The sequence below is a fragment of the Nonomuraea sp. NPDC050310 genome, from assembly GCF_040655795.1.
Classification (GTDB): domain Bacteria; phylum Actinomycetota; class Actinomycetes; order Streptosporangiales; family Streptosporangiaceae; genus Nonomuraea.
On sequence record NZ_JBFAKP010000016.1, the window covers coordinates 17,829 to 41,282 of the forward strand.

A 23,454-nucleotide genomic window follows, 5' to 3' on the forward strand; every position below is an offset into this window, starting at 1 on the left:
ATATAGGGGCTAAAATCCTCTCCAGCCTTTGACCTGGTAGAGAAGGAGCTGGGTGTGCGCATGCGCAACGGGGGACGCGCCGGGAAACCGCGGCGTGGTGGCACGCCACGCTTCGCCCAGCCGATCACGCTCGGGTCCATCCTCGGCTGGACGGCGCTGTCGGCGCTCGTCCCCGGCCTGGCCCACCTGCGGGCCGGGCACCGGCGCACCGGATTCGCCCTGCTGGGCATCTTCGGCGTCCTGCTGGTGACCGGCCTGATCTTCGGCCTGACGCGCACGAAGCAGAATCTCGGCGCGCTCGCCACCACCGGCAACCTGCTCGCGCTCACCATCGGCGCCGCCGTGCTCGCGCTGGCGTGGTTCGCCCTGGTGCTGTCGTCCTACATCAGCCTGGGGCCCAACCGGCTCGACGGCCGGGGCCAGATCGTCTCCGGGGTCCTCATCGGCCTGCTGTGCGTGGCGGTGATGGCGCCGTTCGCGATGGTCGCCAACACCGCGGTGACGTTCAAGTCGACGGTCGAGGCGATCTTCAAGCCCGGCGGGAGCGGCGACCCCGACCTCGTCCCCGCGGTCAAGAACCCCGAGACCGACCCGTGGAACGGCAAGGAGCGGGTGAACTTCCTGCTCATCGGCGGCGACGCCGCGGGCAACCGCGAGGGCGTGCGGACCGACAGCATGACGGTGGCCAGCATCTCGGTGAAGACCGGCAACACGGTCATGTTCAGCCTGCCGCGCAACCTGCAGCACGTGCACTTCCCGCCCACCTCGCCGCTGGCCAAGCACTTCCCCAACGGCTTCATGGCCGACCTGCCCAACGGCGGCCTGCTCAACGAGGTCTGGCAGTACGGCAACGACCACCCCGAGATCATGGGCGGCCCGCACCGCGGCCCGCGCGCGCTCATGGACGCCATCAGCCACACCCTCGGGCTCAAGATCGACTACTACGCCCTGATCAACATGTACGGCTTCGCCGCGCTGGTGGACGCGATCGGCGGGCTCCAGATCCGGGTGGACAAGGACATCAAGTTCGGCGGCCTGTACGGCACGGCCGGCACCATCAAGGCGGGCACCCGGCGGCTGACCGGCGAGGAGGCGCTCTGGTACGGGCGCTCCCGGGTCGGGTCCGACGACTTCTCCCGGATGAGCCGGCAGCGGTGCGTCATCGGCGCCTTCGCCAAACAGGCGACGCCGGACGTGATCCTCACCAAGTTCAACCGGATCGCCGCCGCGGCCAAGCGGATGGCCGAGACGAACATGCCCCAGGAGCTCCTGCCGGCCATCACCCAGCTCGCCCTGAAGGTCAAGGGCGCCAAGATCACCAGCCTGCAGTTCGTGCCGCCGGAGTTCTGGCCGGGGTCGGCGGACTGGGCCAAGATCCGGCTGGCCGCCGCCCGGGCGGTCCGCGACTCCGCCAAGCCCGCCCGCCAGCAGCTCGCCGCCGGCGCGCCGTCCACCACTCCCAATCCCACCGGCGCCACCCCGCCCGCCTCCGCATCGGCCAGCGCGTCCGCCACCGGCACCCGGCCGGGGCAGGCCTCCCCCAGCCAGACGCCGACGCGCAACGACAACAAGGCCGCCAAGTCCCTCGACGAGCTCTGCGGCCTGAGCTGAGGAGCGGCCGCGCCGAAGTGATGGGGCAGGCCCGGCGGATGGGTTCGGTCAGCGGTGGGGATCACGGCTGACCGAAACCCGATTCGCCCGGTATGCCGGGTATTTGTGCAGCTCAGAACCCTCCGTTCTGCTGGACGCGTCCCCGCCGATGAAGCAGTGTTGGAAAGTTCGATCCCTCCAAGCATTCGGTGGTGCCCATGCGGATCATGATCCAGCTACGCCCGACGCCAGATCTCGTCGCCGCGGTCACGGAACCCGGCCCCAGCCCCAGCACAGCCGACGTGGCCGGAGGCCTGCCGGGCGTCGAGCTCGATCCGGCCTTCGTCCCCGTCGCCATCCCCCGCCCGCTCCCCCGGTCCGGCGGTGACCCGCTCAGCCTCGATCAGCCGCTCGACTTCTCCCTCGCCGCCGAGGACGCCACGGTCTTGGTGCGCGGCACGATCTCCGACGACGACCTGGCCGCCCGGGTGGCCCTGCTGTCCTCGCTCCGCCCGGACGTGGTGGGCGTCCACGCCGACCCGGTGATCGAGACCAGCCTGACCTGCGGCGGCGACGCCCCGGTGGGCGACTGGCGCGACGTCGAGCGGCTGCTCAACGTGGCCGCGCTGAGCGCCGAGGGCCTCGACGGCTCGGGCGTGGCGCTGGCCGTGCTGGACACAGGCATCAACGCCGCCCACGTGGCCCGCCAGCTCGGCCGGAGCGTCACCCTGGACGCCGAGCGGAGCTGGAACCCGTCCGGCGTGCCGGGCCGGCCGGGCGAGTTCGACGTCGACCACGGCACGATGTGCGCCTTCGACACGCTGATCGCCGCCCCGCAGGCGTCGCTGATCGACGTCCCGCTGCTGATGTCGAGGCGACCCGGCGGCTCGGCGCTGGACGGCCTGCTGTCGGACGCGGTAGCTGCCTTCGCGCACCTGCGCACCGTGCTGGAGGCCCAGCCGGCGGAGAGCAGGGCCCTGGTGATCAACAACTCGTGGGGGTCGTTCTCGCCGCGCTGGGACTTCCCGGTCGGGCATCCCGGCAACTACTCCGACAACGCCGCCCACCCGTTCAACCTGATCGTCGCCAGCCTCGACCGGGCCGGGGCGGACGTGCTGTTCGCCGCGGGCAACTGCGGGCGCGAGTGCAAGGACGGCCGCTGCGCCTTCCCCGACCGGCCGATCGTCGGCGCCAACTCGCACGCCAGGGCGCTGTCGGTGGGCGGGGTGGACGTCAACGGCGAGCGCGTGGGCTACTCCTCGCAGGGCCCCGGCCGGCTCACCGCCCGCAAGCCGGACCTCTGCGCCTACACGCACTTCCTCGGCTCCAGGGCCTTCGGCGAGGCGGAGCCGGACTCGGGCACCTCCGCGGCCTGCCCGGTGGCCGCCGGGCTGGTGGCGGCGATCCGCACGCAGTGGCCGGCCTCGCGGCTGTCGCCGGCGCAGTTGCGCTCGCTGCTGCGCCGTACCGCGGACGACCGCAGCGAGATCGGGTTCGACTTCGACTACGGATACGGGATCGTGGACACGGCGGGCGTCGTGGCCGCGTTGCGGCGGCGGGCCAAGCGCGTAGCGTAGACGTCATGATCCTGGTCACGGTACGGCTCCCGCCCGGCGCCACGCTGGAGGACGCGATCGAGCGGCTGGACCTGGCGCCCGAGGAGGTCGACTCCGCTTACGGGCTGGTGCTCATCGACCCCGACCAGGGTCTGTACGGCCTGCGCGTGACGGAGAAGGCCTGGCGCGAGGGGGCCTTCTCCGATCCCCGCATCGAGCCCTACGGCCCGCCGCAGTAGCCGCTCAGGCGTTGGCCCGGTTGAAGGTCCGCACCCCGACGGCCAGGCAGAGCGCGGTCAGCGCCGCGAGCACCGCCGCCCCGGTGGCCACCGCGCCGGTCAGGTAGTGCCCGGCGAACAGGTCCCGCACCGCGTCGAGCACGTGCCGGAAGGGGGTGACGCGTGACAGGACGTCGAGCCAGCCGGGCGCCATCGACATCGGCAGGAAGGTGCCCGACAGCAGCATGAGCGGCACCACCGCGGTCGTCGCCACCGGCGCGAAGAGCTCCTCGGGCAGGGCCAGCGCCGCCGCGTAGGACAACGCGGCCAGCGCGGTGCCCAGGACCGCGATGACCAGCAGCGACAGCAGCACCCCGGCCAGCGGCGCACGCAGCCCGAAGGCGTAGCCCGCGCCGACCAGCACGACCGTCTGCACCAGCAGGGTCGTCACGTCGCTGAGCACCCGGCCCAGCAGCAGCGGCAACCGGCCGGCCGGCGTCACCCGCAGCCGTTCGAGCACTCCGGACTGCCGGTCGAAGAGCACCCCGAAACCGCACAGGCCGGCGCTCAGCAGCCCGAGCTGGAGCATCAGCCCCGGCACCAGCGTCTCCCAGGTGCCGACGGTGACGAACAGCGGCCCGAACAGCGCGAGGAACAGCAGCGGCTGGATCGCCCCGATCAGCAGCCCGAACCAGTTGCGGCCGGCCAGCCGGCGGTAGTGGCGCAGCAGAAGCCAGGTCTCACGCATCGACGGCCTCCGCGAACGCCTCGGCCAGGGTGCGGCCCCGGCGCAGCTCGTCGGGGGCGGCGTCGGCGACGATCCGGCCGCGGCTGATGATCACCACGCGGTCGGCCAGCGCCTCGGCCTCCTCCAGGTAGTGCGTCGTCAGCAGCGTGGTCACGCCGAGTTCGCGCACGTGCTCCCACAGCGCCGCCCGGCTGCCGGGGTCGAGGCCGGTGGAGGGCTCGTCGAGGAAGAGCACGTCCGGCCGGTGCAGCAGGCCGAAGGCGAGGTCGAAGCGGCGTTTCTCGCCGCCGGACAGGGAGGCGCCGAGGCGGCCGGCCAGGTGGGTCACGCCCAGCCTGTCCAGGGTGTGCTCCACCGCCCGGCGGGCTTCGGCGCGGCGCATGCCGTACAGCATGGCCTGCAGGAGGAGTTCCTCGCCGAGCGGGGCGAACAGGCCCGCTCCCCCGGCCTGGGAGACGTAGCCGATGCGCCGCCGTACCTCGCGGGGCTCGGCCAGCAGGTCGCGGCCGGCGACGGTGGCACGGCCGCCGGTGGGGCGCAGGAGGGTGGCCAGCATGCGCATGGTGGTGGTCTTGCCCGCGCCGTTGGGGCCGAGGAAGGCGACCGTCTCGCCCGCCTCGACGGTGAGGTCGAGGCCGTCCACGGCGCGGAGGCCGGAACGGAAGGTCATGCTCAGGGCCTGCGTTCGGATCATATTTTTAGAGTAACCACAAATTTGGAGTCACTGCAAAGTTGTACCATGCCCACATGGAGGAGAGCCTGCGCGAGCGCAAGAAGCGGGAGACCCGGACGCGGATCTCGGACGTGGCCACCGGACTCTTCCTGGCCCACGGCTTCGACAAGGTGACCGTCGCCGACGTCGCCCGCGCGGCGGACGTGTCGGTGAACACGGTCTTCAACTACTTCGGCACCAAGGAAGACCTCTTCATGGACCGCCGCGGCGAGGCCGAGGACCTGCCCAGCAGGCTGGTGCGCGAGCGCCGCGCGGGCGAGGGCGTGGTGGCGGCCTTCCGCCGGGAGTTCCTGGCGGCGATCGAGGCGCGCGACTGGCGCTTCGGGCTCAACGCGGGCGCGGAGGTGTTCGGCCAGGTGATCAGGGACAGTCCCGCGCTGACCGCGCGGCTGCGCGAACTGGAGACCGAGCAGGTCGAGCGCCTGGCCCGCACCCTGGCGGAGGAGTCGGGCGCGCCGCCCGACGACCTACGGCCACGCCTGGTGGCCGGGCTGCTGATGACGACGCTGGGCGTGCTGTCCCAGCAGGTGGTACGGCTCGGCGAGGCCGGTGAGAGCTGGGAGCGGATCGCCCCCTGGCTGCGGGCCGAGGCCGAGAGCGCCTTCGGGCTGCTGGAGGACGGGCTCGGCGCCTACGGGGCCGGCTGAGGAAGGGCCCGGGAACAGATGAGGCCGGGGCGGCACGACACCCCGGCCCTGCTGCGGCGGATCAGTAGTTCACGCTGGTGCTGACGGCCACCAGGAAGACACCGAAGATGACGTAGAGCACGATCACGATCGCCCAGAGGATGGTGCCGATCATGCCGCAGATCTTGCCCGCCTGGACCATGCCGCGGTTCTCGTACACCTGGCCGCTGGCGTCGATCTCCTTCAGCGTCTTGTTGCCCATCGACCAGGCGAACGGGCCGATGAGGCCACAGACGACCAGGCTCAGGATGCCGAGCACGAGAATGGTGGTGCCCTGCGGGTGGGTCAGCGGGGCGCCGTACTGCGGGCCGCTGCCGTAGGGAGGGTATGACATGGAGATTTGCCTTCCTTGTTTAAGTTCGATGGTTTATACCATGGGCCCGGCAGGATGACCTTGCATTTCACTTGCATGACATCTTGACCTAGCGCTTGCTACACTGCGCGCGTGCTCAAGCGCCTCCTGCAGTGGCTGACCACCCGCGACTGGTTCAGCCGGGTGGGCCCGAGGATCATCCCGCCGCTCGACCGTGCCGTCCACCGCCTGACCAGGGGCAAGGGCCTGACCGGCGACCTGCTGATCCCCACGCTCATGCTCACCACCACCGGCGCGAAGAGCGGGCTGCCCCGGCAGACGCCGCTGGCCTGCCTGCCGGAGCCGGACGGCGGCTTCCTGGTCGTGGGAAGCAACTTCGGCCGGCCCGAGCATCCCGCGTGGAGCGGGAACCTGCTGGCCGCGCCCGAGGCGAGGGTGCGCTTCCGCGGGCGGGAGTTCGAGGTGACCGCGACCCTGCTCACCGGCGAGGCGCGGGAGGAGGCCTGGAAGCGGCTGCTGGAGCTGTGGTCGGTGTTCGCCCATTACACCGATAAATCAGGACGAGAGCTTCGCGTCTTCCGGCTCACCCCTAAGATCATTTGACGGCCTTCATCGGACGTCGAGGCGGCTCGATGGAGGGCTGACCGCCGTCTGCCTTGGAGTGACCCCCTGCCATGCGTGACCGCCTGCGCGCGACCTTGGAAAGCGCCGGTTTCCAGCGTTTCCTCATCACCGTCATCCTGGTCAACGCGGCCACCCTCGGGCTGGAGACCTTCCCCGAGGTGATGGCGGGATACGGCACCGCGCTGCACGTCATCGACCACGTGGCGCTCTACGTCTTCGTCGCCGAGCTGGCGGCCAAGATCTGGGTCTACCGGCGGCAGTTCTTCCGCGACCCCTGGAACCTGTTCGACGCCACGATCGTGGCCATCGCCCTGGCCCCGACTGCCGGGCAGTTGTCGGTGCTGCGCTCGCTGCGCATCCTGCGCGCGCTGCGGCTGCTGTCGGTGGTGCCGAGCCTGCGCCGCGTGGTGGCCGCGCTGCTGCGCGCGATGCCGGGGATGAGCTCGATCGTCGTGCTGCTGTCGCTGGTGCTCTACGTGGCCGCCGTCATGGCCACCAAGCTGTACGGCCAGACCGCGCCCGACTCCTTCGGCTCGCTGCAGACCTCGCTGTTCACCCTGTTCCAGACGATGACCGGCGAGGCGTGGCCGGACATCGCCCGCGAGGTCATGGCCGAGCACCCGAGCGCCTGGATCTTCTTCGTGCTGTTCATCCTGGTCTGCTCGTTCGTGGTGCTCAACCTGTTCATGGCGGTCGTGGTCAGCGCCATGGACGAGGAGTCCAAGCGCGAGCTGGCCGAACTGGAGGAGAGCACCGAGGCGGCGACCGACCAGATCCTGGCGGAGCTGGCCGAGCTGCGCCGGGAGGTCAGGGAGCTGAGGGAGGTCAGGGAGCCGAGCCGGTAGCGCCGGCTCCCGCGCCACGTCCGGTCAGCGGGAGTAGAACTCCACCACGAGCTGCTCGTCGACGGGGACCACGATCTGCTCGCGCAACGGGGTGGCGTGCAGGGTGAAGGTCAGGTTCGGCAGGTCGGCGCCCAGGTAGGCGGCGATGCGCTCGTCGGCGTAGAGGCCTTCGGCGGCGGCCACGAAGGGCTGCATGCGCCGCGACTTCTCGCGCACCGCGACGACCTGGCCGGGCTTGACCAGGTAGCTGGGGATGTCCACCTTGCGGCCGTCCACGGTGATGTGCCCGTGCGTGACGTACTGCCGGGCGGCGTAGATCGACGGGGCCAGGCCGGCGCGCAGCACGAGCGAGGCCAGGCGGCTCTCCAGGATGCTCACCAGCTCGGCGCCGGAGGAGCCCTGGCGGCGCACGGCCAGGTCCCAGTAGCGACGGAGCTGGCGCTCGGAGACGTCGTAGTACCAGCGCAGCTTCTGCTTCTCCATCAGGCGCAGGCCGTAGTCGCCGGTGGAGCGGCGGTTGGTCTTGCGCCCGTGCTCGCCCGGCGGGTAGGGACGCTGCTCGAAGTAGCGGACCGCCTTGCGCGTCAGCGGGACGCCCGCTCGCCGGGACAGCCGCACCTTGGGGCCGGTGTAGCGCATCTTCACCTCAATATGGTTAGGTAGACCTTACTAAGGCAAGCCTAACCTACTTTGAAGAGGATGTCATGCCGCCACTCGCCGAGCGCGTCCGCACCCTGGCCTCGGCCGCCAGCGTCACCAAGGTGACCGTCGACGGCGTGCCGTACCCCGCCCGAGGCGGCGTGGACCACCGCGGCCGCCCGGTCGTGCTGGTACGGCGGGGCGAGCCGTTGCACCGGTTGCCGGAGGACGCCGTGGTCGCGGTCAACCTGACCGCCACCCGCCTGCTGGGCGGCGTCGAGCACCCGCGCGGCCTGGTCGAGGTGCAGGGCTGGACGCAGGCCGTACCTGAACGTGACCTGCGGCCGACGGCGGTGGCGGTGGCCGAGCGCTGCCCCGACGAAGGCTTGTTCGAGGCGCTGGAGCGGCACGGCGACCCGTCGGCGCCGCTCCTGCTGCGGCTGGACGTGGGGCAGGTCGTCTACCTGACCGGCGAGGAGTCGGGTGTCCTGGACGCCGACGACTACCTCGACGCCGAGCCCGACCCGCTGCTGGAGACCGCCGAGCGAGTGCTCGCCCACGTCAACGGCACGCACCGGGAACAGCTGAGCGGCGGGGTGGCCCGCCTGCTCGGCCGCCCCGCCGGCGAGGTGTGGTTGTGGGAGCTCGACCGGTACGGCGCGACCGTCCGGGCGGACGGCACGCTGGTCCGGGTGGGCTGGGAGCAGCCCGCGCGCAGCGGCCGGTGCCTGGAGACCGCCCTGCGCGGGCTGCTCTGCGTCTGCTAGCGAGCGGGGTCGCTCAGCAGGTAGTCGGCCGCGCGCTTCATGACGAGGTCACGCTCGGCCGGGGTGGACAGTTGCTCCAGGCCGAAGCCGAGGAGCACGGAGTCGGCGGTGACCACGGCGGGCGCGCCGAGCGAGTTGGCCCGGGTGAAGTCCGAGCCGACGTTGACGCTCCCGGCCGGCGGCCCGGGCAGCGTCCACGGGCCGAGGCCCGTCTCGAAGCCCTCGGCGTCCAGCACGCCGCCCGAGGTCGTCACCTTGGTGTCGTCCACGAACGCGCCCTGGAAACCGGTGCCGGGGTCGGCCACGTAGCTGATCGACAGCTCCACCTTCTTGCCGGCGTAGGCGGCCAGGTCGAAGGCGACCGGCTGCCAGCCGCCGGAGTTGCCGGTGAAGGCGTTCCAGCTCCTGGCCGTGCACGGCGTGCCCGCGGTCAGGTAGTTGAGCAGGTGCGGATGGCTGGCCAGGTAGTAGCCGACCTCGCACTCCTGCGGGATCGCGGTGGTGGTCCTGCCGTTCAGGTCGGGCAGGGTGACCCAGTCGTCGCCGCCGGCCGTGCGCGCCTCGACGATGACGTGGTCGTAGCCCTCCTCGACGTTGTAGGAGAACTGCGCCTCGAACTTCGGCGCCTGCGCCGCCACGACCCCGGTCAGGTCGATCGTCCGGGTCATCCGGCTGTAGGTGTCGTTGACGTGCCTGGCCGCCATGTACCACTTGCCCTCGACCGGCTCGAACGGCCCGGTCCTGCCCTGGTAGATGGCCGCAGGCGCGCTCTTGAACAGCGGGAAGTCCCGCTCGTTCAGCAGCGTGCTGGTCACCACGAAGTTGCCCGCCTCGTTCAGCGGGTTGTCGCCCGCGGCGAAGCCCGCGCTGACGCCGGTGAACGGCTCGCCGGTGCCCTCGACGCCGGTCGGCGAGGCGACCGTGCCGCGGCCCGAGGCGCCCAGCCAGTACTGCATGAAGTCGTTGGACAGGGTCTCGCAGTCGTCGCGGGTGCTCACAGTGACCACGCACGGCCGGTCGGGGTAGCCCTTAAGGCCGTAGAAGATGCCGGTGGTCATGACCGAGCCGAAGTAGGCCGCGGTCTCGCCGGCGTGCAGGACCTTGCCGCCCTCGTTGAGGTAGTCGCGCACGGCCAGGGTCAGATGGAAGGCCCGGTCGGCGACCTGGGCGTTCTGCCGGGGCGCGCCGAAGACGGTGATCGTCTCGTCGGCCGCGTCCTGGGTGAGGCGGTTGTCGCCGAGGTACCAGACCACGCCCTTGAAGTGGCCCAGCGCGCCCAGGTGGTGCGGCACGCCGTCGGCGTCGATGTCCCAGACCAGGGCCTTGCGGCCGGCGTTCTGGAGCGCCTGGACGTACTGCTGGGCGTACTTGGGCGCGTTGGTGCCCGCCGGGTAGACGGGGTTGACGCCCTTGTAGTCCTCGTCGGCGACGACCAGGACCTCGGCCCCGGCCTTGTCGCGCACGGTGTAGGTGAAGCGGGAGCTCTTGGAGGTGGCGGCGGTGAACCAGACCTCCACCTTGTCGCCGGCCTTCTGGCCCTTGACGGTGCCGCGGTACTCGGCGAAGTAGTGGTCGTTCTCGTCGCCGTAACGCTCGCCGCCCTTCCACTCGCTCACCGGCACCGACCGGGTCCGGCCGCCGTTGATCCGGTAGTGCAGCAGCTTGACCGGCAGCGAGCGGCGCATCAGCGCGGCCACCTGCTGGTCGCCGGAGTAGGCGACGGTGAACTCGTCGGGGTCGATGTCCGGCACGGTCCGGCCGACGACCGAGACCGGGCGGTCGGGGGTGTAGGCGGACTTGGCGACGCTCAGCGCGTACGGGACGTTCTTGGCGACCTCCCAGGCGATCAGCCGCTCGTCGTCGGGGAAGACGAAGCCGGTCGCGTCGCAGTCGTCGCGGGTCCACTCGTCGGCCGGGTCGTGATCGGCGGCCCGCTGGCAGGTGGACATCTCCGGCGTGTGCGTCAGCGCGCCGAAGGCGTTCTCGAAGTGGCCGTCGGTCTCGCCGTTGGTGGTGTAGAGCTGGGCGCCGATCTCCGGCACGTAGTTCTCGACCGCCGGCTTGGCGGTGTCGCCGAGGATCGCCTCGTGGACCAGGTCGTCGGGGGTCGGGGTGAAGAACTGCCAGCCGGTGCCGTGCAGGAGCAGCTCGGCGGCCGAGTGCCAGTTGATCACGAACTTGGGCTTGACCTTCTGCATGAAGGCGAGCTGCGCCTTGGTCTCCGGCTCCGAGCCGGGCGAGGGGCCGCGGTAGGTGCCCGAGGACGGCACCGGCGAGGAGCCCTCGTTGTCGTAGCCCCACTTGTGCGGGAAGTTGCGGTTGAGGTCGACGCCCTCGTTGGTCTCGATCACGCCGTCGCCGTCGTTGTCGCGCAGGTTCTTGCGCCACAGACGGTTGCCCTCGGTGAAGGTGTGGTCGTAGCCGTCGACGTTGATCACCGGCAGGAACCACAGGTCGACGGTGTTGACCAGCTTGGTGATCTCGCGGTCCTTGCCGTAGCCGTCGAGGTAGTGGTGCATGAGGCGGCGGACCATCTCGGGGGTGATCCACTCGCGGGCGTGCTGCGCGGCCTGGTAGACCACCGCGGGCTTGACGCGGTCGGGCAGCACGCGGGCGCCGAGCGTGACGCGCAGCGCGGTGATCGGCTTGCCCTGGACCGTCGTGCCGATGTCCACGGCCTTGGCGATCAGGGGGTGGTCCTTGGCGGCCTTCAGCAGCTCCTCACGCAGGTTGCCGGCGCCGCTGTAGGGGCGGAACACGCCCGCGGCGGCGGCCTTGGCCGCGCGGGCCTGCGGGAGCGCCTGCTCGGTGAGGGCGATGCCCTGGGCGCGGAACTTGGCGGCCTCCGGCTCGTTCAGCACGGCCGAGAGCTTGATCTTGCCGCCGGCGCCGGGCTCGGCGCGGAAGTCCTCGCGGTCGAGGGCCTCCTGCCGGAGCAGGTCGAGCTGCTCCAGGGTGACTTCGGCGGTGTACACCTTCGGGCCGGTCGCCTCGACCTTCCCGGGGTCGGCGCCGGCGGGGGCGGCGACGAGGAGCGCGCATAAGAGGGATAAGGATGCTAGGACGGGTAAGCGCCTCATAAGGTCATTTGTCAGCCCAGCGGCAACGGCAGTCAATCACGATGTCGTATCGGTACTCTGACCCCTCCCGCCGCGCCCCGGGGCGCATTCGCCACCCGCGGTGCCCCATGGGAGGATTCCGGGCGTGACCTCGCTGCCCTTCCGACTGGTGCGCGCCACGGCCTTCGCCGCGGTGAGCACGGGTCTGGGGCTGCTCGCCCATCTGTTCGCCGCGCCGGGCGGCTCCCCGATCGCGCCGCCCGCCGTCCTGGCGGGGGCCGCGGGCTGCCTGGCCGCCGCGTTCTGTACGGCCGGCCGCGAGCGCGGGCTGGGCGCGACGCTCGCGCTGATGGCCGGGTCGCAGGTGCTGCTGCACCTGTTGCTCTCGCTCTCGCACGAGGGTGCGGTCCTAGCCGCCGGCGGGCATCCGCACGCCGGGCTGGTGCCGGGGCTGGGCATGCTGGTGATGCACGGCTGGGCCGTCGCGCTGACCGCGCTCTGGCTGGCCCGGGGCGAGGCCCTGTTGTGGGCGTTGCTGCGGCGGCTGGCCGTACGGCTGCGCCTGACCCTGCCGGTCGCCCTCGCCGTTCCCTCCTGGGCCCGGGCGCCGCATCCCGCGCCGCGGGTGTTGCGCTCGGCGGTGCTGCGGCACGCCATCAGCGGCCGCGCGCCGCCCGTCTTCTCCTGAGTCCACGCCCGCGACCGGATCCACGCCCGCGACTGAGTCCATGCCCGCGGCTGAGTCCACGTCCGCGACTGGATCCACGTCTGCCGCGCCCCTGATCCGGGGCGTTCCTCAGCCATGCCTTTCTCAGGAGAGACCTTTCATGAAGCTTCGCCCTGCCCTGCTCGCGTTCGCCGCGGCCGCCCTGCTGACCGCCTGCGGCTCCACCGAGCCCACCACGACCGCCGCCGCCCCGTCCGCCGGTGTCGCCAAGGGCGTCGCGGCCGACCCGACCGCGCCGGCCACCTGGCTCACCGTCACCGACCCGTGGGTGAAGACCGCCGCCAAGGGGATGAGCGCCGCCTTCGGCACCCTGGTCAACCACAGCGCCTCCGACCTGACCGTCGCCTCGGCGGCCACGCCCGTCTCGCCCATGGTCGAGCTGCACGAGACCGTGGAGGACGGCGGGAAGATGCAGATGCGGCCCAAGAAGGGCGGCTTCGTCATCCCGGCCGGGGGCTCGGTGGAGCTCAAGCCGGGCGGGAACCACATCATGCTGATGGGGGTCAAGGCGCCGATCGAGGCGGGTGCCGAGGTGCCGTTCACCCTGACCCTCGGCGACGGCACCACCGTCACCTTCACCGCGGTGGCCAAGGACTTCGCCGGCGCCAACGAGAGCTACGCCCCCGGCCATGGCGGCTGACCGGACCACCCCGCCGGTCAGCCGGAGGCGGCTGCTCGGGGGGCTCACCCTCGCCGGCGGCGCCGCGGCGGCCGGGGCGCTGACCGCCTGCTCCCCGGCGGCCACCTCCGCCGACCCCAGCGCCCTGGCGGCCTCCTCCCCCACCCCCGGCGCCCGCACCGCCCAGGCGGCCACCTCCTCCACCCCCTCGTCCCCGGTAACCACGGCGGCGGGGACCGAGGTGGTGCCCTTCCACGGCGAGCACCAGGCCGGGGTGGCCACCCACCCCCAGGCCCACGCCGCCTTCGTCGGCCTGACCCTGCGCGAGGGCACCGACCGGGACGGGCTCGGCCGGCTGCTGCGGGTGCTGACCGACGACGCCCGCCGGCTGACCGCGGGCCGCCCGGCACTGGCCGACACCGAACCCGGCCTGGCCGAGCTGCCCGCCCGGCTGACGGTCACCTTCGGCTTCGGCCCCGGCCTGTTCCGTGCCGCCGGGCTGAGCACCGGCCCGTCCCCCCTGCCGTCCTTCGGCATCGACCGGCTGCAGGAGCGCTGGAGCGGCGGCGACCTGCTGGTCCAGCTCTGCTGCGACGACCCGGTCACCCTGGCGCACGCGCTGCGCATGGTGGTGAAGGACAGCCGCTCCTTCACCACGGTCAAGTGGATCCAGCGCGGCTTCCGCCAGGCCACCCGCCCGGCCGGGGTCACCCAGCGCAACCTGATGGGCCAGCTCGACGGCACGGTCAACCCGGTCGCCGGGACGCCGGAGTTCGACCGGGCGGTCTGGATCCAGGAGGGCCCGCTGCGCGGCGGCACCATGCTGGTGCTGCGGCGGATCCGGATGGAGCTCGACAAGTGGGACGCCGCCGACTCGGCCGCGAAGGAGTTCGCGGTCGGGCGGCGGCTCGACACCGGCGCCCCGCTCACCGGGGCCCGCGAGCACGACGAGCCCGACTTCGGGGCGGTCAACGCGCTCGGCTTCCCGGTGATCGCCCCGGAGGCGCACGTCCGCCGGGCGCGGGTGGCCGATCCGGGGCTGCGGATGTGGCGGCGGGCCTACAACTACGACGAGGGCGGCGAGTCGGGGCTGCTGTTCGCCGCCTACCAGGCCGACGTCGAGCGGCAGTTCACCGCGGTGCAGCGGCGGCTGGCCGAGGTGGACCTGCTCAACGAGTGGACCACGCCGATCGGCTCGGCGCTCTTCGCCATCCCGCCGGGGTGCGCGGAAGGCGGCTGGATCGGGGAGTCGCTGCTCGGCTGAGCGAGCCGTCGCCGGGGGTACGGCAGGCGTGCCGTACCCCCGGTGACGCGGCCGGCAACCGCAGCGCAGCCGGGCGTTGACATCGGACCATTGCGGGGCTTCGATGTGAGGAAACTGGGCGTATTCGGGGAAAGATGAGCCTTCCGGGTGGAGGATCCGATGACCCGTCCCCTGTCCCGCCGTTCCGTGCTCCTCGGCAGCGCAGCCGCCTTCGGCGTCCCCGCCCTGCTGGCCGGCTGCTCGAACCCGGCCACCCGCACGACCGGCTCCCCCGCCGCCACCGGCAGCGGCCCGGCCGCCCGAGGCGTGGTCACGATCGGCTCCAACGCCTCCGACGAGATCCCCAAGAAGTCGCTGACCGAGGTCACCAAGGCGTTCACCGCGCACGACCTGAGGATCAACACGGTCGACCACAACACCTTCCAGGAGAACATCAACCGCTACCTGCGCGGCACCCCGGACGACGTCTTCACCTGGTTCGCCGGGTACCGGATGCAGTTCTTCGCCGCGCAGGGCCTGGCCACCGACATATCCGATGTCTGGGCGGAGATCGGCGGCGACTACACCGACGCCTTCAAGGCCGCCTCGACCGGCGCGGACGGCAGGCAGTACTTCGTGCCGTTCACCTACTACCCGTGGGCCGTCTTCTACCGCAGGTCGCTGTGGCAGGAGAGGGGCTACACCCCGCCGGGCACGCTGGACGAGCTCACCGCGCTGGCCAGGAGGATGAAGGCCGACGGGCTGATCCCGATCGCCTTCGCCGACAAGGACGGCTGGCCGGCGATGGGCACCTTCGACATCCTCAACATGCGGATCAACGGCTACGACTTCCACATCTCACTCATGGCGGGCAAGGAGTCGTGGACCGACCCGAAGGTCAGGCAGGTCTTCGACACCTGGCGCGGGCTCATGGAGTTCCACCAGCCGGCGGCGCTGGGCCGTACCTGGCAGGAGGCCGGGCAGTCGCTGGCACAGAAGAAGACCGGGATGTACCTGCTCGGGATGTTCGTCGCCCAGCAGTTCCCCGAGGCCGACCGCGACGACCTCGACTTCTTCACCTTCCCGGAGATCAACCCCGAGTTCGGCACCGACTCCCTCGACGCGCCGATCGACGGCTACATGATCTCCGCCAAGGCCCGGAACGTCGAGGGCGCCAAGGCGCTGCTCAAGCACTTCGCCCAGGCCTCGGCGCAGAACATCGCCACCGCGCTCGACCCCGGCACGCTGGCGGCCAGCTCCAAGGCCGACACCAGCGGCTACAGCGCCCTGCAGAAGCGCGGCGCGGAGCTGGTCTCCCAAGCCAAGCACATCGCGCAGTTCCTCGACCGCGACACCCGCCCCGACTTCGCCTCGACCGTGATGATCCCCTCGCTGCAACGCTTCGTCGGCAGGCCGGGCGAGATCGACGGCCTGCTGAAGTCGATCGAGCAGCAGAAGGCGAACATCTTCCGATGAGCGCCCCCCTCGGCCCGCGGGGCGGCTCGTGACCGGCCGCGACCGGGCCCTGGTCGTCGGCGGGCTCGGGCTGGCGATCATGGTCGACCTGCTGCTCATCTGGATCCCCACGCTGGCCTCGGTGGGCCTGTCGGCGACCGACTGGGACGGCATCTCGGCGATCGGCCTGGTCGGCGGCGAGAACTACCACGACCTGGCCGCCGAGTACCCGCCGTTCTGGTCGGCGGTCACCAACAACCTGCTCTGGCTGGGCTTCCTCGGCCTGGTCGCCACCCCGCTGGGCCTGCTGTTCGCGGTGCTGCTGGACCGCCGGATGCGATTGTCGCGCCTGTACCAGAGCGCGCTCTACACCCCGGTCGTGCTGTCGCTGGCGGTGGTGGGCTTCATCGCCCAGCTCGTCTACTCCGCCGACTACGGCGTGCTCAACGCGGTGACCGGGCTGACGACCGACTGGCTGGGCGACCCGTCGCTCAACATCTGGGTGGTGATGGTCGCCGCCGCCTGGCGGCACGTCGGCTACGTGATGATCATCTACCTGGCCGGGCTCAAGGCGGTCGAGCCGGCGCTCAAGGAGGCGGCCGCGATCGACGGCGCGAACGAGGCGCAGGCCTTCTTCCGCGTCGTCTTCCCGACGCTGCGGCCGGTCAACGTGATCGTCCTGGTGATCACCGTGATCGAGGCGCTGCGGGCCTTCGACATCGTCTACGCCGTCAACAAGGGCCGCAACGGGCTGGAGCTGCTGTCGGTGCTGGTGACGGAGAACATCGTGGGCGAGGCCAGCCGGATCGGCTTCGGCTCGGCGATCGCCACCGTGCTGCTGGTCATCTCGCTCGGCTTCATCGTGACCTACCTGGCCCAGCTCTTCCGGGATCCCCGATGACCGCGACCCGGCCCGCGACCCGGCCCGTGACCCGGCGGCGTCGCCCGCTGCGCGGGCTGCTGCACCTGTTCCTGGTGCTGGTCGCGCTGGGCTGGCTGGCGCCGCTGGCGCTGGCGGTCTACGCCTCGCTGCGGCCCTACGACGAGACCGCGCGGCTGGGCTACTTCTCGCTGCCGGAAAACCTCACCCTCGACTACTACACCGCGGCCTGGACCCAGGCTGAGCTGCCCAAGTACTACCTCAACACGCTCATCGTGGTCGTCCCCGGCGTGGTGCTGACCCTGCTGCTGGCCTCCTTCGCCGCCTTCGTCATCGCCCGGCTGCGCGTCCCCGGGCGCAGGACGCTGCTGATCGTCTTCACCGCCGGGAACCTGCTGCCGCCGCAGGTGCTCATCACGCCGCTCTACACCATGTACACCTGGATCGAGCTGCCCGGCTGGCTGTCGGACTCGCACTCGCTCTACGACTCCTACCTCGGGCTCATCCTGATCCACGTCGGCTTCCAGTTCGGCTTCTGCGTCTTCGTCATGGCCAACTACATGGCCACCATCCCCGAGGAGATCAACGAGGCGGCGCTGGTGGACGGCGCCTCGGTCTGGCGGCGCTACTGGCAGCTCACCCTGCCGCTGTGCCGGCCGGTGCTGGCGGCGCTGTCGACGTTGCAGTTCACCTGGATGTACAACGACTTCCTGTGGGCGCTGGTGCTGATGTCCTCGGGCGACAAGCTCCCGGTGACCAGCGCCCTGAACAACCTGCGCGGCCAGTTCTTCACCGACCACAACCTGCTCGCCGCCGGGTCGATCCTGGTCGCGCTGCCGACGCTGATCGTCTTCCAGCTCCTGCACAAGCAGTTCGTGGCCGGCCTCACCCTCGGCGCCACCAAGGGCTGAGCGGTCAGGACGCCGTCGCCCGCACCGCGGCCTCGACCGCCTCCGGCGTCCGGGCGACCACCGCGGTGTCCTCGTCCAGCGTGATGATCGGCCGCTGGATCAGCACCGGGTGCGCGGCCAGCGCCGCCACCCACCGCTCCCGCTCCTCCGGCCCCCGCGCCCAGCCCGCCAGCCCGAGCTCGCCGGCGACGGGCTCACCGAGCCGCGTGATGTCCCACGGCTCCAGCCCCAGCCGCTTCAGCACCTCCCGCACCTCCTCGGCCGTGGGCGGGTCCTGGAGGTAGTGCCGGACGGTGTAACCGGCCCCGGCCTCCTCCAGCAGGTCGAGCGCGGAACGGCACTTGGAGCACTCGGGGTTGATCCAGATTTCCACACCGCCATCATCCACCAGCCCGCCTGCGCTTGACCGCGGGAGTCGCGGGAACGTCCTGGTGGCGGCCAAGATTGACTAGCGGTTCGCACTGGGATATTCCCAAAGCATGTCACGTGCCCGATTAGCACCCCTTTTCGCGCTGGCCCTGCTGCTCACCTCCGTCGCGGCGGCGCCACCCGCCACCGCGGCGAGCGCAGACCCCCAGGACCACGGCTCCGGCAAGTCCGTGATCCGGATCCACCCGGACGAGATGAAGCTGCCCAAGCTCAAGGGCGTCCCCGACACGCCCCCGCAGAAGCGCGCCGCGGCCCCCGGCCAGACGCCGCCGGTGGGAACGGTCCGCCAGTGGCCCGCCCTCGACACCATCAACGGCGAGTACCTCAAGCCGTTCACCCTGCGCGCGGTCGGGGCGAAGATCGAGGTCTGGGTCGCCAACGACACCGCCTACCCCGAGGGCGACTGCCGCCGTGCGGTGGCCGGCGACACGACCGTCACCGACGCCCAGGTGGCCAGCCTGGTCCAGGAGTTCGACGGCAACATCTACCCCAAGGAGGTCGCGCAGTTCAGCACGCCGCCCGACCGTGACGGCAGCGGCTCGCTGATCCCGCTCGACTACTCCGGCGCGGGCGACAAGACCGTCACGCTGGTCGACAACGTGCGCGACGACGACTTCTACGACATCGACGCGCCCGGCTACATCGCCGGCTTCCACTACGGCGTCTTCAACGACTACACCGACCGCAACGTCATGACCATCGACGCGTGGGACTGGAAGCACCGGACCGGGCCCAACCCGCCCGACGAGCCGACCGCCGACCCGTGCACCAGCCGGACCGCCGAGCCGTACCAGTACGAGAGCACCTTCGCCCACGAGTGGCAGCACCTGCTGCTGAACTACGCCGACCCCGGTGAGGCCGGCTGGATCAACGAGGGCCTGTCGGACTGGGCGATGACGCTGACCGGGTACGTCGACCCGCGCAAGGAGATCACCGAGCGCGGCTGGGACGGCCACATCCAGTGCTTCCTGGGCTGGACGACCGCGGCCGAACGGCCCTTCGAGTGCGGCGGGCCGGAGAACTCGCTGAACCTGTGGGACGAGACCACCCATCCGGCGGCGGTCTTCGCCGACTACGGCATCGCCTACGCCTTCATGCACTTCCTGGAGGACCGGTACGGCAAGCCGTTCATGAAGACGCTGCACACCAGCCGCGTCACCGGCATCGCCGGCCTGGGCGAGCTGATCGGCGGCGACCCGTACAAGGTGATCCACGACTTCCAGACCTCGGCTCTGCTGGACAAGCTGCTGGAGTCACGCCGTTCGGTGCTGGTGGGCCTGCCCAAGAGCCGGATCGCCTCGCCGAGCCTGCGCATGTCGCTCAACCTGGCCAACCCCTTCGTCAACCGCACCCCCGGCGCGGCGCCGAACGGGGCCGACTTCGTGCCGCTGCAGAAGGCCGACGGCACGCTGCTGCGCGGCCGTGACCTGCGCTCGCTGCGCTTCGAGGGCGCCAAGACGGTGCCGGTCAGCCCGCTGGCCTGGACCGTCGTCTCCGACGACCCCGACCGCGCGGGCAACCCCGTGCTGTGGTCGGGCGACGGCAACGACATCAACGAGGCGGCGATCACCCAGGTGACGCTCCCCTCGGGCACCGTGACGCTCAGCCTGCTGGCCAAGTACGGAGCCGAGGCGGGCTACGACTACGGCTACGTGATCGTCTCGACCGACGGCGGCGCGACCTACACCGCCGTGGCCGGGGACAAGACCGTCGCCGGACCGCTCGGGCCCTCGCTCAACGGCGCCACGAACGGCTTCGAGCCGCACACCTTCGACCTGAGCGCCTACGCGGGCAAGAGCGTCCTGCTGGGCGTGCAGTACGTCAGCGACGGCGGGGTCAACGAGGGCGGCCTGAAGGTCGACGACCTGACCGTCAACGGCACCGTGATCAGCGACGGCTCCTCGCTCGCGCCGTTCAAGTCGAAGACGGAGATCAAGCCGGTCGACATCAAGTGGAACCTGCGCCTGGTCGGCCTCGACGAGCGCAACCACATCGCCGCCGTGCACGAGTTCCGCAACCGCAACCCGCTGCGCCTGGGCGCGGTCGAACTGCTGCCCGCCCTGGTGTTCCCCAAGGTGATCGCGATCGTCAGCTACGACGACGCCACCGAGCTGGTGCGTGACTACCAGCCGTACACGCTGACCGTGAACGGCGTGGTCCAGCCCGGTGGCAAACCGCTCCTCTAGAAGCCCGGTGGCTCCCCTTCGCGGGGAGCCACCAGCTTGCGGTAGAGGCGTTCGTAGCCCTCGGCCATGACCGGCACCGAGAACTTGCGCTCCACGTGCGCGCGGCAGCCGGCCGGATCCAGCCGGCCGGCGGCCTCGACCGCCTCGGGGAAGCCGGCCACCGAGTCGAGCACGAACCCGGTGACGCCGTCCTGCACGACCTCGGGGGCCGCGCCCCGGCGCAGCGTCACCACGGGCGTGCCGCAGGCCATCGCCTCGACCATGACCAGGCCGAAGGGCTCGTCCCACTGGATCGGGAAGACCAGGCAGCGCGCCCGTGACAGCAGATCCCGCTTGGCCTCGGCGTCGGCCTCGCCGATGTACTCCGCGTCCGGGCCGAGCAGCGGCTTGACCTGGGAGTCGAAGTACTCGCGCTCGAACTCCTCCGACAGCTTGCCGGCCAGCACGATGCGCCGGCCGGAGGCGCGGGCCGCCTCGACCGCCTGCCGGGCGCCCTTCTCGGGGCTGAAGCGGCCCAGCCAGAGCACCCAGTCCTCCTTGTCCTCGCGCAGCGGGAAGGACGGCACGTCGATGCCGTTGTAGATCACCCCCGCCCAGTTCAGGTCGGGCATCTTGGCCCGCTGCGCATCGGAGATGGCCGCGAGGTGCACCGAGGCGCCCATCTGGCGGTAGTACTCGCCCAGCTCGCCCTCGGTGGGCCCGTGCGCGGTGAGCAGGGTGGGCGAGCCGCGCCCGTCGGCGGTCAGCGGCCCCGCCAGCGTGTGGTCGTGCACGATGTCCGGGTCGATCCTGGCCAGCTCCTGGGCGGCCTGCGCGGCGTGCAGGACCTCGGGCATCGGCTCGCCGATGCGCTCGGAGGGCGCCTCGGCGTAGGTGGGGAAGAACCGGGCCGTCGTCTCGGACGCGCCTGCGCCGATCAAAGTGACCTCGTGGCCCCGCTCGACCAGGGCTCCGGCCAGGTCGGCGACCATCGACTCGATGCCGCCGTAACCGTCGGGCGGAAGTTCGAACCAGGGCGGGGCGAGTATCGCCACACGGAGTGGGGGTAGTGACTGCATTTCCGCCCACTACCCCAAGGAGCCTGGAAAGTGTCCACACTCGTGACATTGGTGGAAGGCGACTCCTTCGCGGTCTCGACCAGGAACGGCGACATCGTGCCGGGAGACGCCCAGGGCGTCTACCACGCCGACACCCGGCTGATCTCACGCTGGGAGCTGCGGGTCGACGAGGCGCCGGTCGAGGCGCTGGAGGTGGTGGCCGCCGCGCCGTACCACGCGACCTTCGTCGGCCGCGCCCGGCCCAGACCGGGGGCGGCGGAGAGCACGCTGCTGGTCGTGCGCGACCGGTACGTGGGCGGCGGGCTGCGCGAGGACCTGACGTTGCGCAACCTGTCGGAGGAGCCGGCCGGCTGCATCGTCGGCCTGCACGTCGGCTCGGACATGGCCGACCTGTTCGAGGTCAAGGGATCGGGCCCGGTCACCCACGTGGCCGACGTGGAGTCGGCGATCACCCCGGACGGGCTGATGATCTCGGCGGCCAGCCGGGGCCGCGGCAGCCGGGTGGTCGCCGGCGGGCCCGCGCTGGCCGCGCCGGGGCTGATCACCTTCCGGGTGGTCGTGCCGCCGCGCGGCCAGTGGTCGGTGGTGCTGCAGGTCAACCCGATTATCGAGGGCGAGGAGCGTGGCGCCTGGTTCGCCGCGCACCAGCCGGTCGAGGAGGCCGAGCCGTACCGCCGCCGGGCCGACTGGCAGCGCGACAGCCCGGTGATCAGCACGCCCAGCCGCGCGCTGGCCCGCACGCTGGGCCGCTCCCGCGACGACCTGGGGGCGCTGCTGCTGCGCGACGGCGCGATCGCCGCCGGGGCGCCGTGGTTCATGACGTTGTTCGGGCGCGACTCGCTGCTGGCCTCGTGGATGGCGCTGCCCTTCGACCAGAGCCTGGCCCTGGGCACGCTGCGCCGGCTGGCCGAGTTGCAGGGCGTGCGCGACGACCCGCTGACCGAGGAGGAGCCGGGCAAGATCCTGCACGAGCTGCGGCACGGCGTGTTGTCGCTGGGCGGCAACGCCGGGGCCTACTACGGCTCCGTGGACGCCACGCCGCTGTTCGTGATGCTCCTGGGCGAGCTGCGGCGCTGGGGAGCGCCGGAGGAGGCCGTGCGCGAGCTGCTGCCGGCGGCCGACCGGGCGCTGGAGTGGATCACCACGCACGCGCGCCCGTTCCTGTCCTACCGCCGCCGCACCGACCAGGGACTGGCCAACCAGGGCTGGAAGGACTCCTTCGACGGGGTGAACCACGCCGACGGCACCCTGGCCCGGCCCCCGATCGCGCTGGCCGAGGTGCAGGGCTACGTCTACGCCGCCTACCGCGCCCGCGCCGCCTTCGGCGAGGCCGAGGTGTGGGAGCGCCGCGCCGAGGAGCTGCGCGAGGCGTTCAACAAGCACTTCTGGCTGCCCGACCGCGGGTACTACGCCATGGCGCTCGACGGCTCGGGCCGCCCGGTCGACGGGCTCGGCTCCAACATGGGCCACTGCCTGTGGACCGGCATCGCCGACCCGCGCTACGCGCCCCAGGTCGCCGCCCACCTGCTGGGTCCGGAGATGTTCACCGGCTTCGGCGTGCGGACCCTGGCCTCCTCGATGGGCGCCTACAACCCGATGAGCTACCACAACGGCTCGATCTGGCCGCACGACAACGCGCTGATCGTCGCCGGGCTCATGCGGTACGGCTTCGCCGACGAGGCGGTACGGCTCGCCACGGGTCTGCTGGAGGCGGCCGAGTTCTTCGACGGCCGGCTGCCGGAGCTGTTCTGCGGCTTCGACCGGACCGAGTTCGCGGTGCCCGTGCCCTACCCCACGTCCTGCTCGCCGCAGGCGTGGGCGGCGGCGGCGCCGATCCAGCTTCTGCGCGCGCTGCTGCGCCTCGAACCGGACGGCGCGGACGGGCCCGAGCTCGATCCCGTGCTGCCCGAGCCGTACCGTCCGCTGCGCATCTCCGGCCTGCCGGTCGGCGGCCGCCGGATGGCCGTGGACGTGGGCGAGAAGGCCGAGATCAGGCAGATCTAGCCCCGGGCAGCGCCGCGCCGGACGAGATCGTGAGATAACCTCTCACGGATAACCTCACGGCGTTGTCATGAGTCAACCAATCAGGGACAAAGCCTCGTGCCGTGTCCCCCGAACGGAACAAACGGTGGCATGAGCGACACGGCTTCCGGATCGCGCTCCGCTGG

The 23,454-nt window shown here is 71.4% G+C and carries 22 protein-coding genes; 15 read left to right on the forward strand and 7 right to left on the reverse strand.

Going from position 1 to position 23,454, the window contains the following annotated elements:
- The first annotated feature begins 60 nt into the window (after positions 1–60).
- The 3 genes from AB0I67_RS29840 to AB0I67_RS29850 all read left to right on the forward strand — a co-directional run bounded on the left by AB0I67_RS29840 (position 61) and on the right by AB0I67_RS29850 (position 3,385).
- On the forward strand, positions 61–1,611 hold the full coding sequence (locus AB0I67_RS29840) for an LCP family protein (RefSeq protein ID WP_357930400.1): 1,551 nt from the start codon (positions 61–63) through the stop codon (positions 1,609–1,611).
- Positions 1,612–1,808: 197 nt separating this feature from the next.
- Entirely contained in the window at positions 1,809–3,167 is a 1,359-nt protein-coding gene (locus AB0I67_RS29845) for a S8 family serine peptidase (RefSeq protein WP_357929977.1), read from the forward strand.
- Between the two features lie 5 nt (positions 3,168–3,172).
- The gene (locus AB0I67_RS29850) at positions 3,173–3,385 is read left to right on the forward strand and encodes a hypothetical protein (RefSeq protein WP_357929980.1); all 213 of its coding nucleotides are present in this window, start codon (positions 3,173–3,175) and stop codon (positions 3,383–3,385) included.
- Positions 3,386–3,389: 4 nt separating this feature from the next.
- Here the strand turns inward: AB0I67_RS29850 and AB0I67_RS29855 are convergent, their stop codons facing one another.
- Together AB0I67_RS29855 and AB0I67_RS29860 are read right to left on the reverse strand one after the other, a co-directional pair.
- Positions 3,390–4,112: an ABC transporter permease gene (locus tag AB0I67_RS29855; protein ID WP_357929983.1), complete on the reverse strand. Its 723-nt coding sequence runs from the start codon at positions 4,110–4,112 to the stop codon at positions 3,390–3,392.
- The gene (locus tag AB0I67_RS29860; RefSeq protein ID WP_357929986.1) at positions 4,105–4,806 is read right to left on the reverse strand and encodes an ABC transporter ATP-binding protein; all 702 of its coding nucleotides are present in this window, start codon (positions 4,804–4,806) and stop codon (positions 4,105–4,107) included. The genes AB0I67_RS29855 and AB0I67_RS29860 overlap by 8 nt, the downstream gene beginning before the upstream one ends.
- A gap of 53 nt (positions 4,807–4,859) precedes the next feature.
- Between AB0I67_RS29860 and AB0I67_RS29865 the strand changes: the two genes are divergently transcribed.
- Positions 4,860–5,492, forward strand: coding sequence for a TetR/AcrR family transcriptional regulator (locus tag AB0I67_RS29865; protein WP_357929989.1), 633 nt, complete (start codon positions 4,860–4,862; stop codon positions 5,490–5,492).
- Positions 5,493–5,553: 61 nt separating this feature from the next.
- On the opposite strand, the gene AB0I67_RS29870 is transcribed toward AB0I67_RS29865, so the two are convergent.
- The gene (locus tag AB0I67_RS29870) at positions 5,554–5,865 is read right to left on the reverse strand and encodes a DUF4190 domain-containing protein (protein ID WP_357929991.1); all 312 of its coding nucleotides are present in this window, start codon (positions 5,863–5,865) and stop codon (positions 5,554–5,556) included.
- A 111-nt stretch (positions 5,866–5,976) separates the two neighbouring features.
- On the opposite strand from AB0I67_RS29870, the gene AB0I67_RS29875 reads away from it, so the two are divergent.
- A complete protein-coding gene (locus tag AB0I67_RS29875) occupies positions 5,977–6,447 on the forward strand; it encodes a nitroreductase family deazaflavin-dependent oxidoreductase (RefSeq protein ID WP_357929994.1) in 471 nt (156 codons plus the stop codon).
- 71 nt (positions 6,448–6,518) lie between these two features.
- Entirely contained in the window at positions 6,519–7,313 is a 795-nt protein-coding gene (locus AB0I67_RS29880; protein ID WP_357929996.1) for an ion transporter, read from the forward strand.
- A gap of 24 nt (positions 7,314–7,337) precedes the next feature.
- On the opposite strand, the gene rpsD is transcribed toward AB0I67_RS29880, so the two are convergent.
- A complete protein-coding gene (gene rpsD / locus AB0I67_RS29885) occupies positions 7,338–7,952 on the reverse strand; it encodes a 30S ribosomal protein S4 (RefSeq protein WP_357930403.1) in 615 nt (204 codons plus the stop codon).
- A 65-nt stretch (positions 7,953–8,017) separates the two neighbouring features.
- On the opposite strand from rpsD, the gene AB0I67_RS29890 reads away from it, so the two are divergent.
- Entirely contained in the window at positions 8,018–8,719 is a 702-nt protein-coding gene (locus AB0I67_RS29890; protein WP_357929999.1) for a DUF2470 domain-containing protein, read from the forward strand.
- Here AB0I67_RS29890 and AB0I67_RS29895 read toward each other — a convergent pair.
- The gene (locus AB0I67_RS29895) at positions 8,716–11,799 is read right to left on the reverse strand and encodes a M14 family zinc carboxypeptidase (protein ID WP_357930002.1); all 3,084 of its coding nucleotides are present in this window, start codon (positions 11,797–11,799) and stop codon (positions 8,716–8,718) included. The genes AB0I67_RS29890 and AB0I67_RS29895 overlap by 4 nt on opposite strands.
- Before the next feature lie 124 nt (positions 11,800–11,923).
- Between AB0I67_RS29895 and AB0I67_RS29900 the strand changes: the two genes are divergently transcribed.
- From AB0I67_RS29900 to AB0I67_RS29925, 6 genes are all read left to right on the forward strand, one after another.
- On the forward strand, positions 11,924–12,466 hold the full coding sequence (locus AB0I67_RS29900; RefSeq protein WP_357930005.1) for an MFS transporter: 543 nt from the start codon (positions 11,924–11,926) through the stop codon (positions 12,464–12,466).
- A 139-nt stretch (positions 12,467–12,605) separates the two neighbouring features.
- Positions 12,606–13,145, forward strand: a complete 540-nt coding sequence (locus AB0I67_RS29905) for a copper chaperone PCu(A)C (protein WP_357930008.1) — start codon at positions 12,606–12,608, stop codon at positions 13,143–13,145.
- Entirely contained in the window at positions 13,135–14,388 is a 1,254-nt protein-coding gene (locus AB0I67_RS29910) for a Dyp-type peroxidase (RefSeq protein ID WP_357930011.1), read from the forward strand. Before AB0I67_RS29905 ends, AB0I67_RS29910 begins: the two co-directional genes overlap by 11 nt.
- 159 nt (positions 14,389–14,547) lie before the next feature.
- Positions 14,548–15,843, forward strand: a complete 1,296-nt coding sequence (locus tag AB0I67_RS29915) for an ABC transporter substrate-binding protein (protein ID WP_357930014.1) — start codon at positions 14,548–14,550, stop codon at positions 15,841–15,843.
- A 28-nt stretch (positions 15,844–15,871) separates the two neighbouring features.
- The gene (locus AB0I67_RS29920) at positions 15,872–16,723 is read left to right on the forward strand and encodes a sugar ABC transporter permease (RefSeq protein WP_357930017.1); all 852 of its coding nucleotides are present in this window, start codon (positions 15,872–15,874) and stop codon (positions 16,721–16,723) included.
- Positions 16,720–17,613, forward strand: a complete 894-nt coding sequence (locus AB0I67_RS29925) for a carbohydrate ABC transporter permease (RefSeq protein WP_357930020.1) — start codon at positions 16,720–16,722, stop codon at positions 17,611–17,613. The genes AB0I67_RS29920 and AB0I67_RS29925 overlap by 4 nt, the downstream gene beginning before the upstream one ends.
- A gap of 4 nt (positions 17,614–17,617) precedes the next feature.
- On the opposite strand, the gene AB0I67_RS29930 is transcribed toward AB0I67_RS29925, so the two are convergent.
- On the reverse strand, positions 17,618–17,986 hold the full coding sequence (locus AB0I67_RS29930; protein WP_357930023.1) for an ArsC/Spx/MgsR family protein: 369 nt from the start codon (positions 17,984–17,986) through the stop codon (positions 17,618–17,620).
- 106 nt (positions 17,987–18,092) lie between these two features.
- Here AB0I67_RS29930 and AB0I67_RS29935 point away from each other — a divergent pair, with 106 nt between their 5' ends.
- Positions 18,093–20,228, forward strand: a complete 2,136-nt coding sequence (locus AB0I67_RS29935) for a hypothetical protein (RefSeq protein ID WP_357930026.1) — start codon at positions 18,093–18,095, stop codon at positions 20,226–20,228.
- Here AB0I67_RS29935 and AB0I67_RS29940 read toward each other — a convergent pair.
- Positions 20,225–21,262, reverse strand: a complete 1,038-nt coding sequence (locus AB0I67_RS29940) for a glycosyltransferase family 4 protein (protein WP_357930028.1) — start codon at positions 21,260–21,262, stop codon at positions 20,225–20,227. The two genes, AB0I67_RS29935 and AB0I67_RS29940, sit on opposite strands and share 4 nt — an antisense overlap.
- Positions 21,263–21,316: 54 nt before the next feature.
- Between AB0I67_RS29940 and AB0I67_RS29945 the strand changes: the two genes are divergently transcribed.
- The gene (locus AB0I67_RS29945) at positions 21,317–23,290 is read left to right on the forward strand and encodes a glycogen debranching N-terminal domain-containing protein (RefSeq protein WP_357930030.1); all 1,974 of its coding nucleotides are present in this window, start codon (positions 21,317–21,319) and stop codon (positions 23,288–23,290) included.
- Positions 23,291–23,454 lie beyond the last annotated feature (164 nt).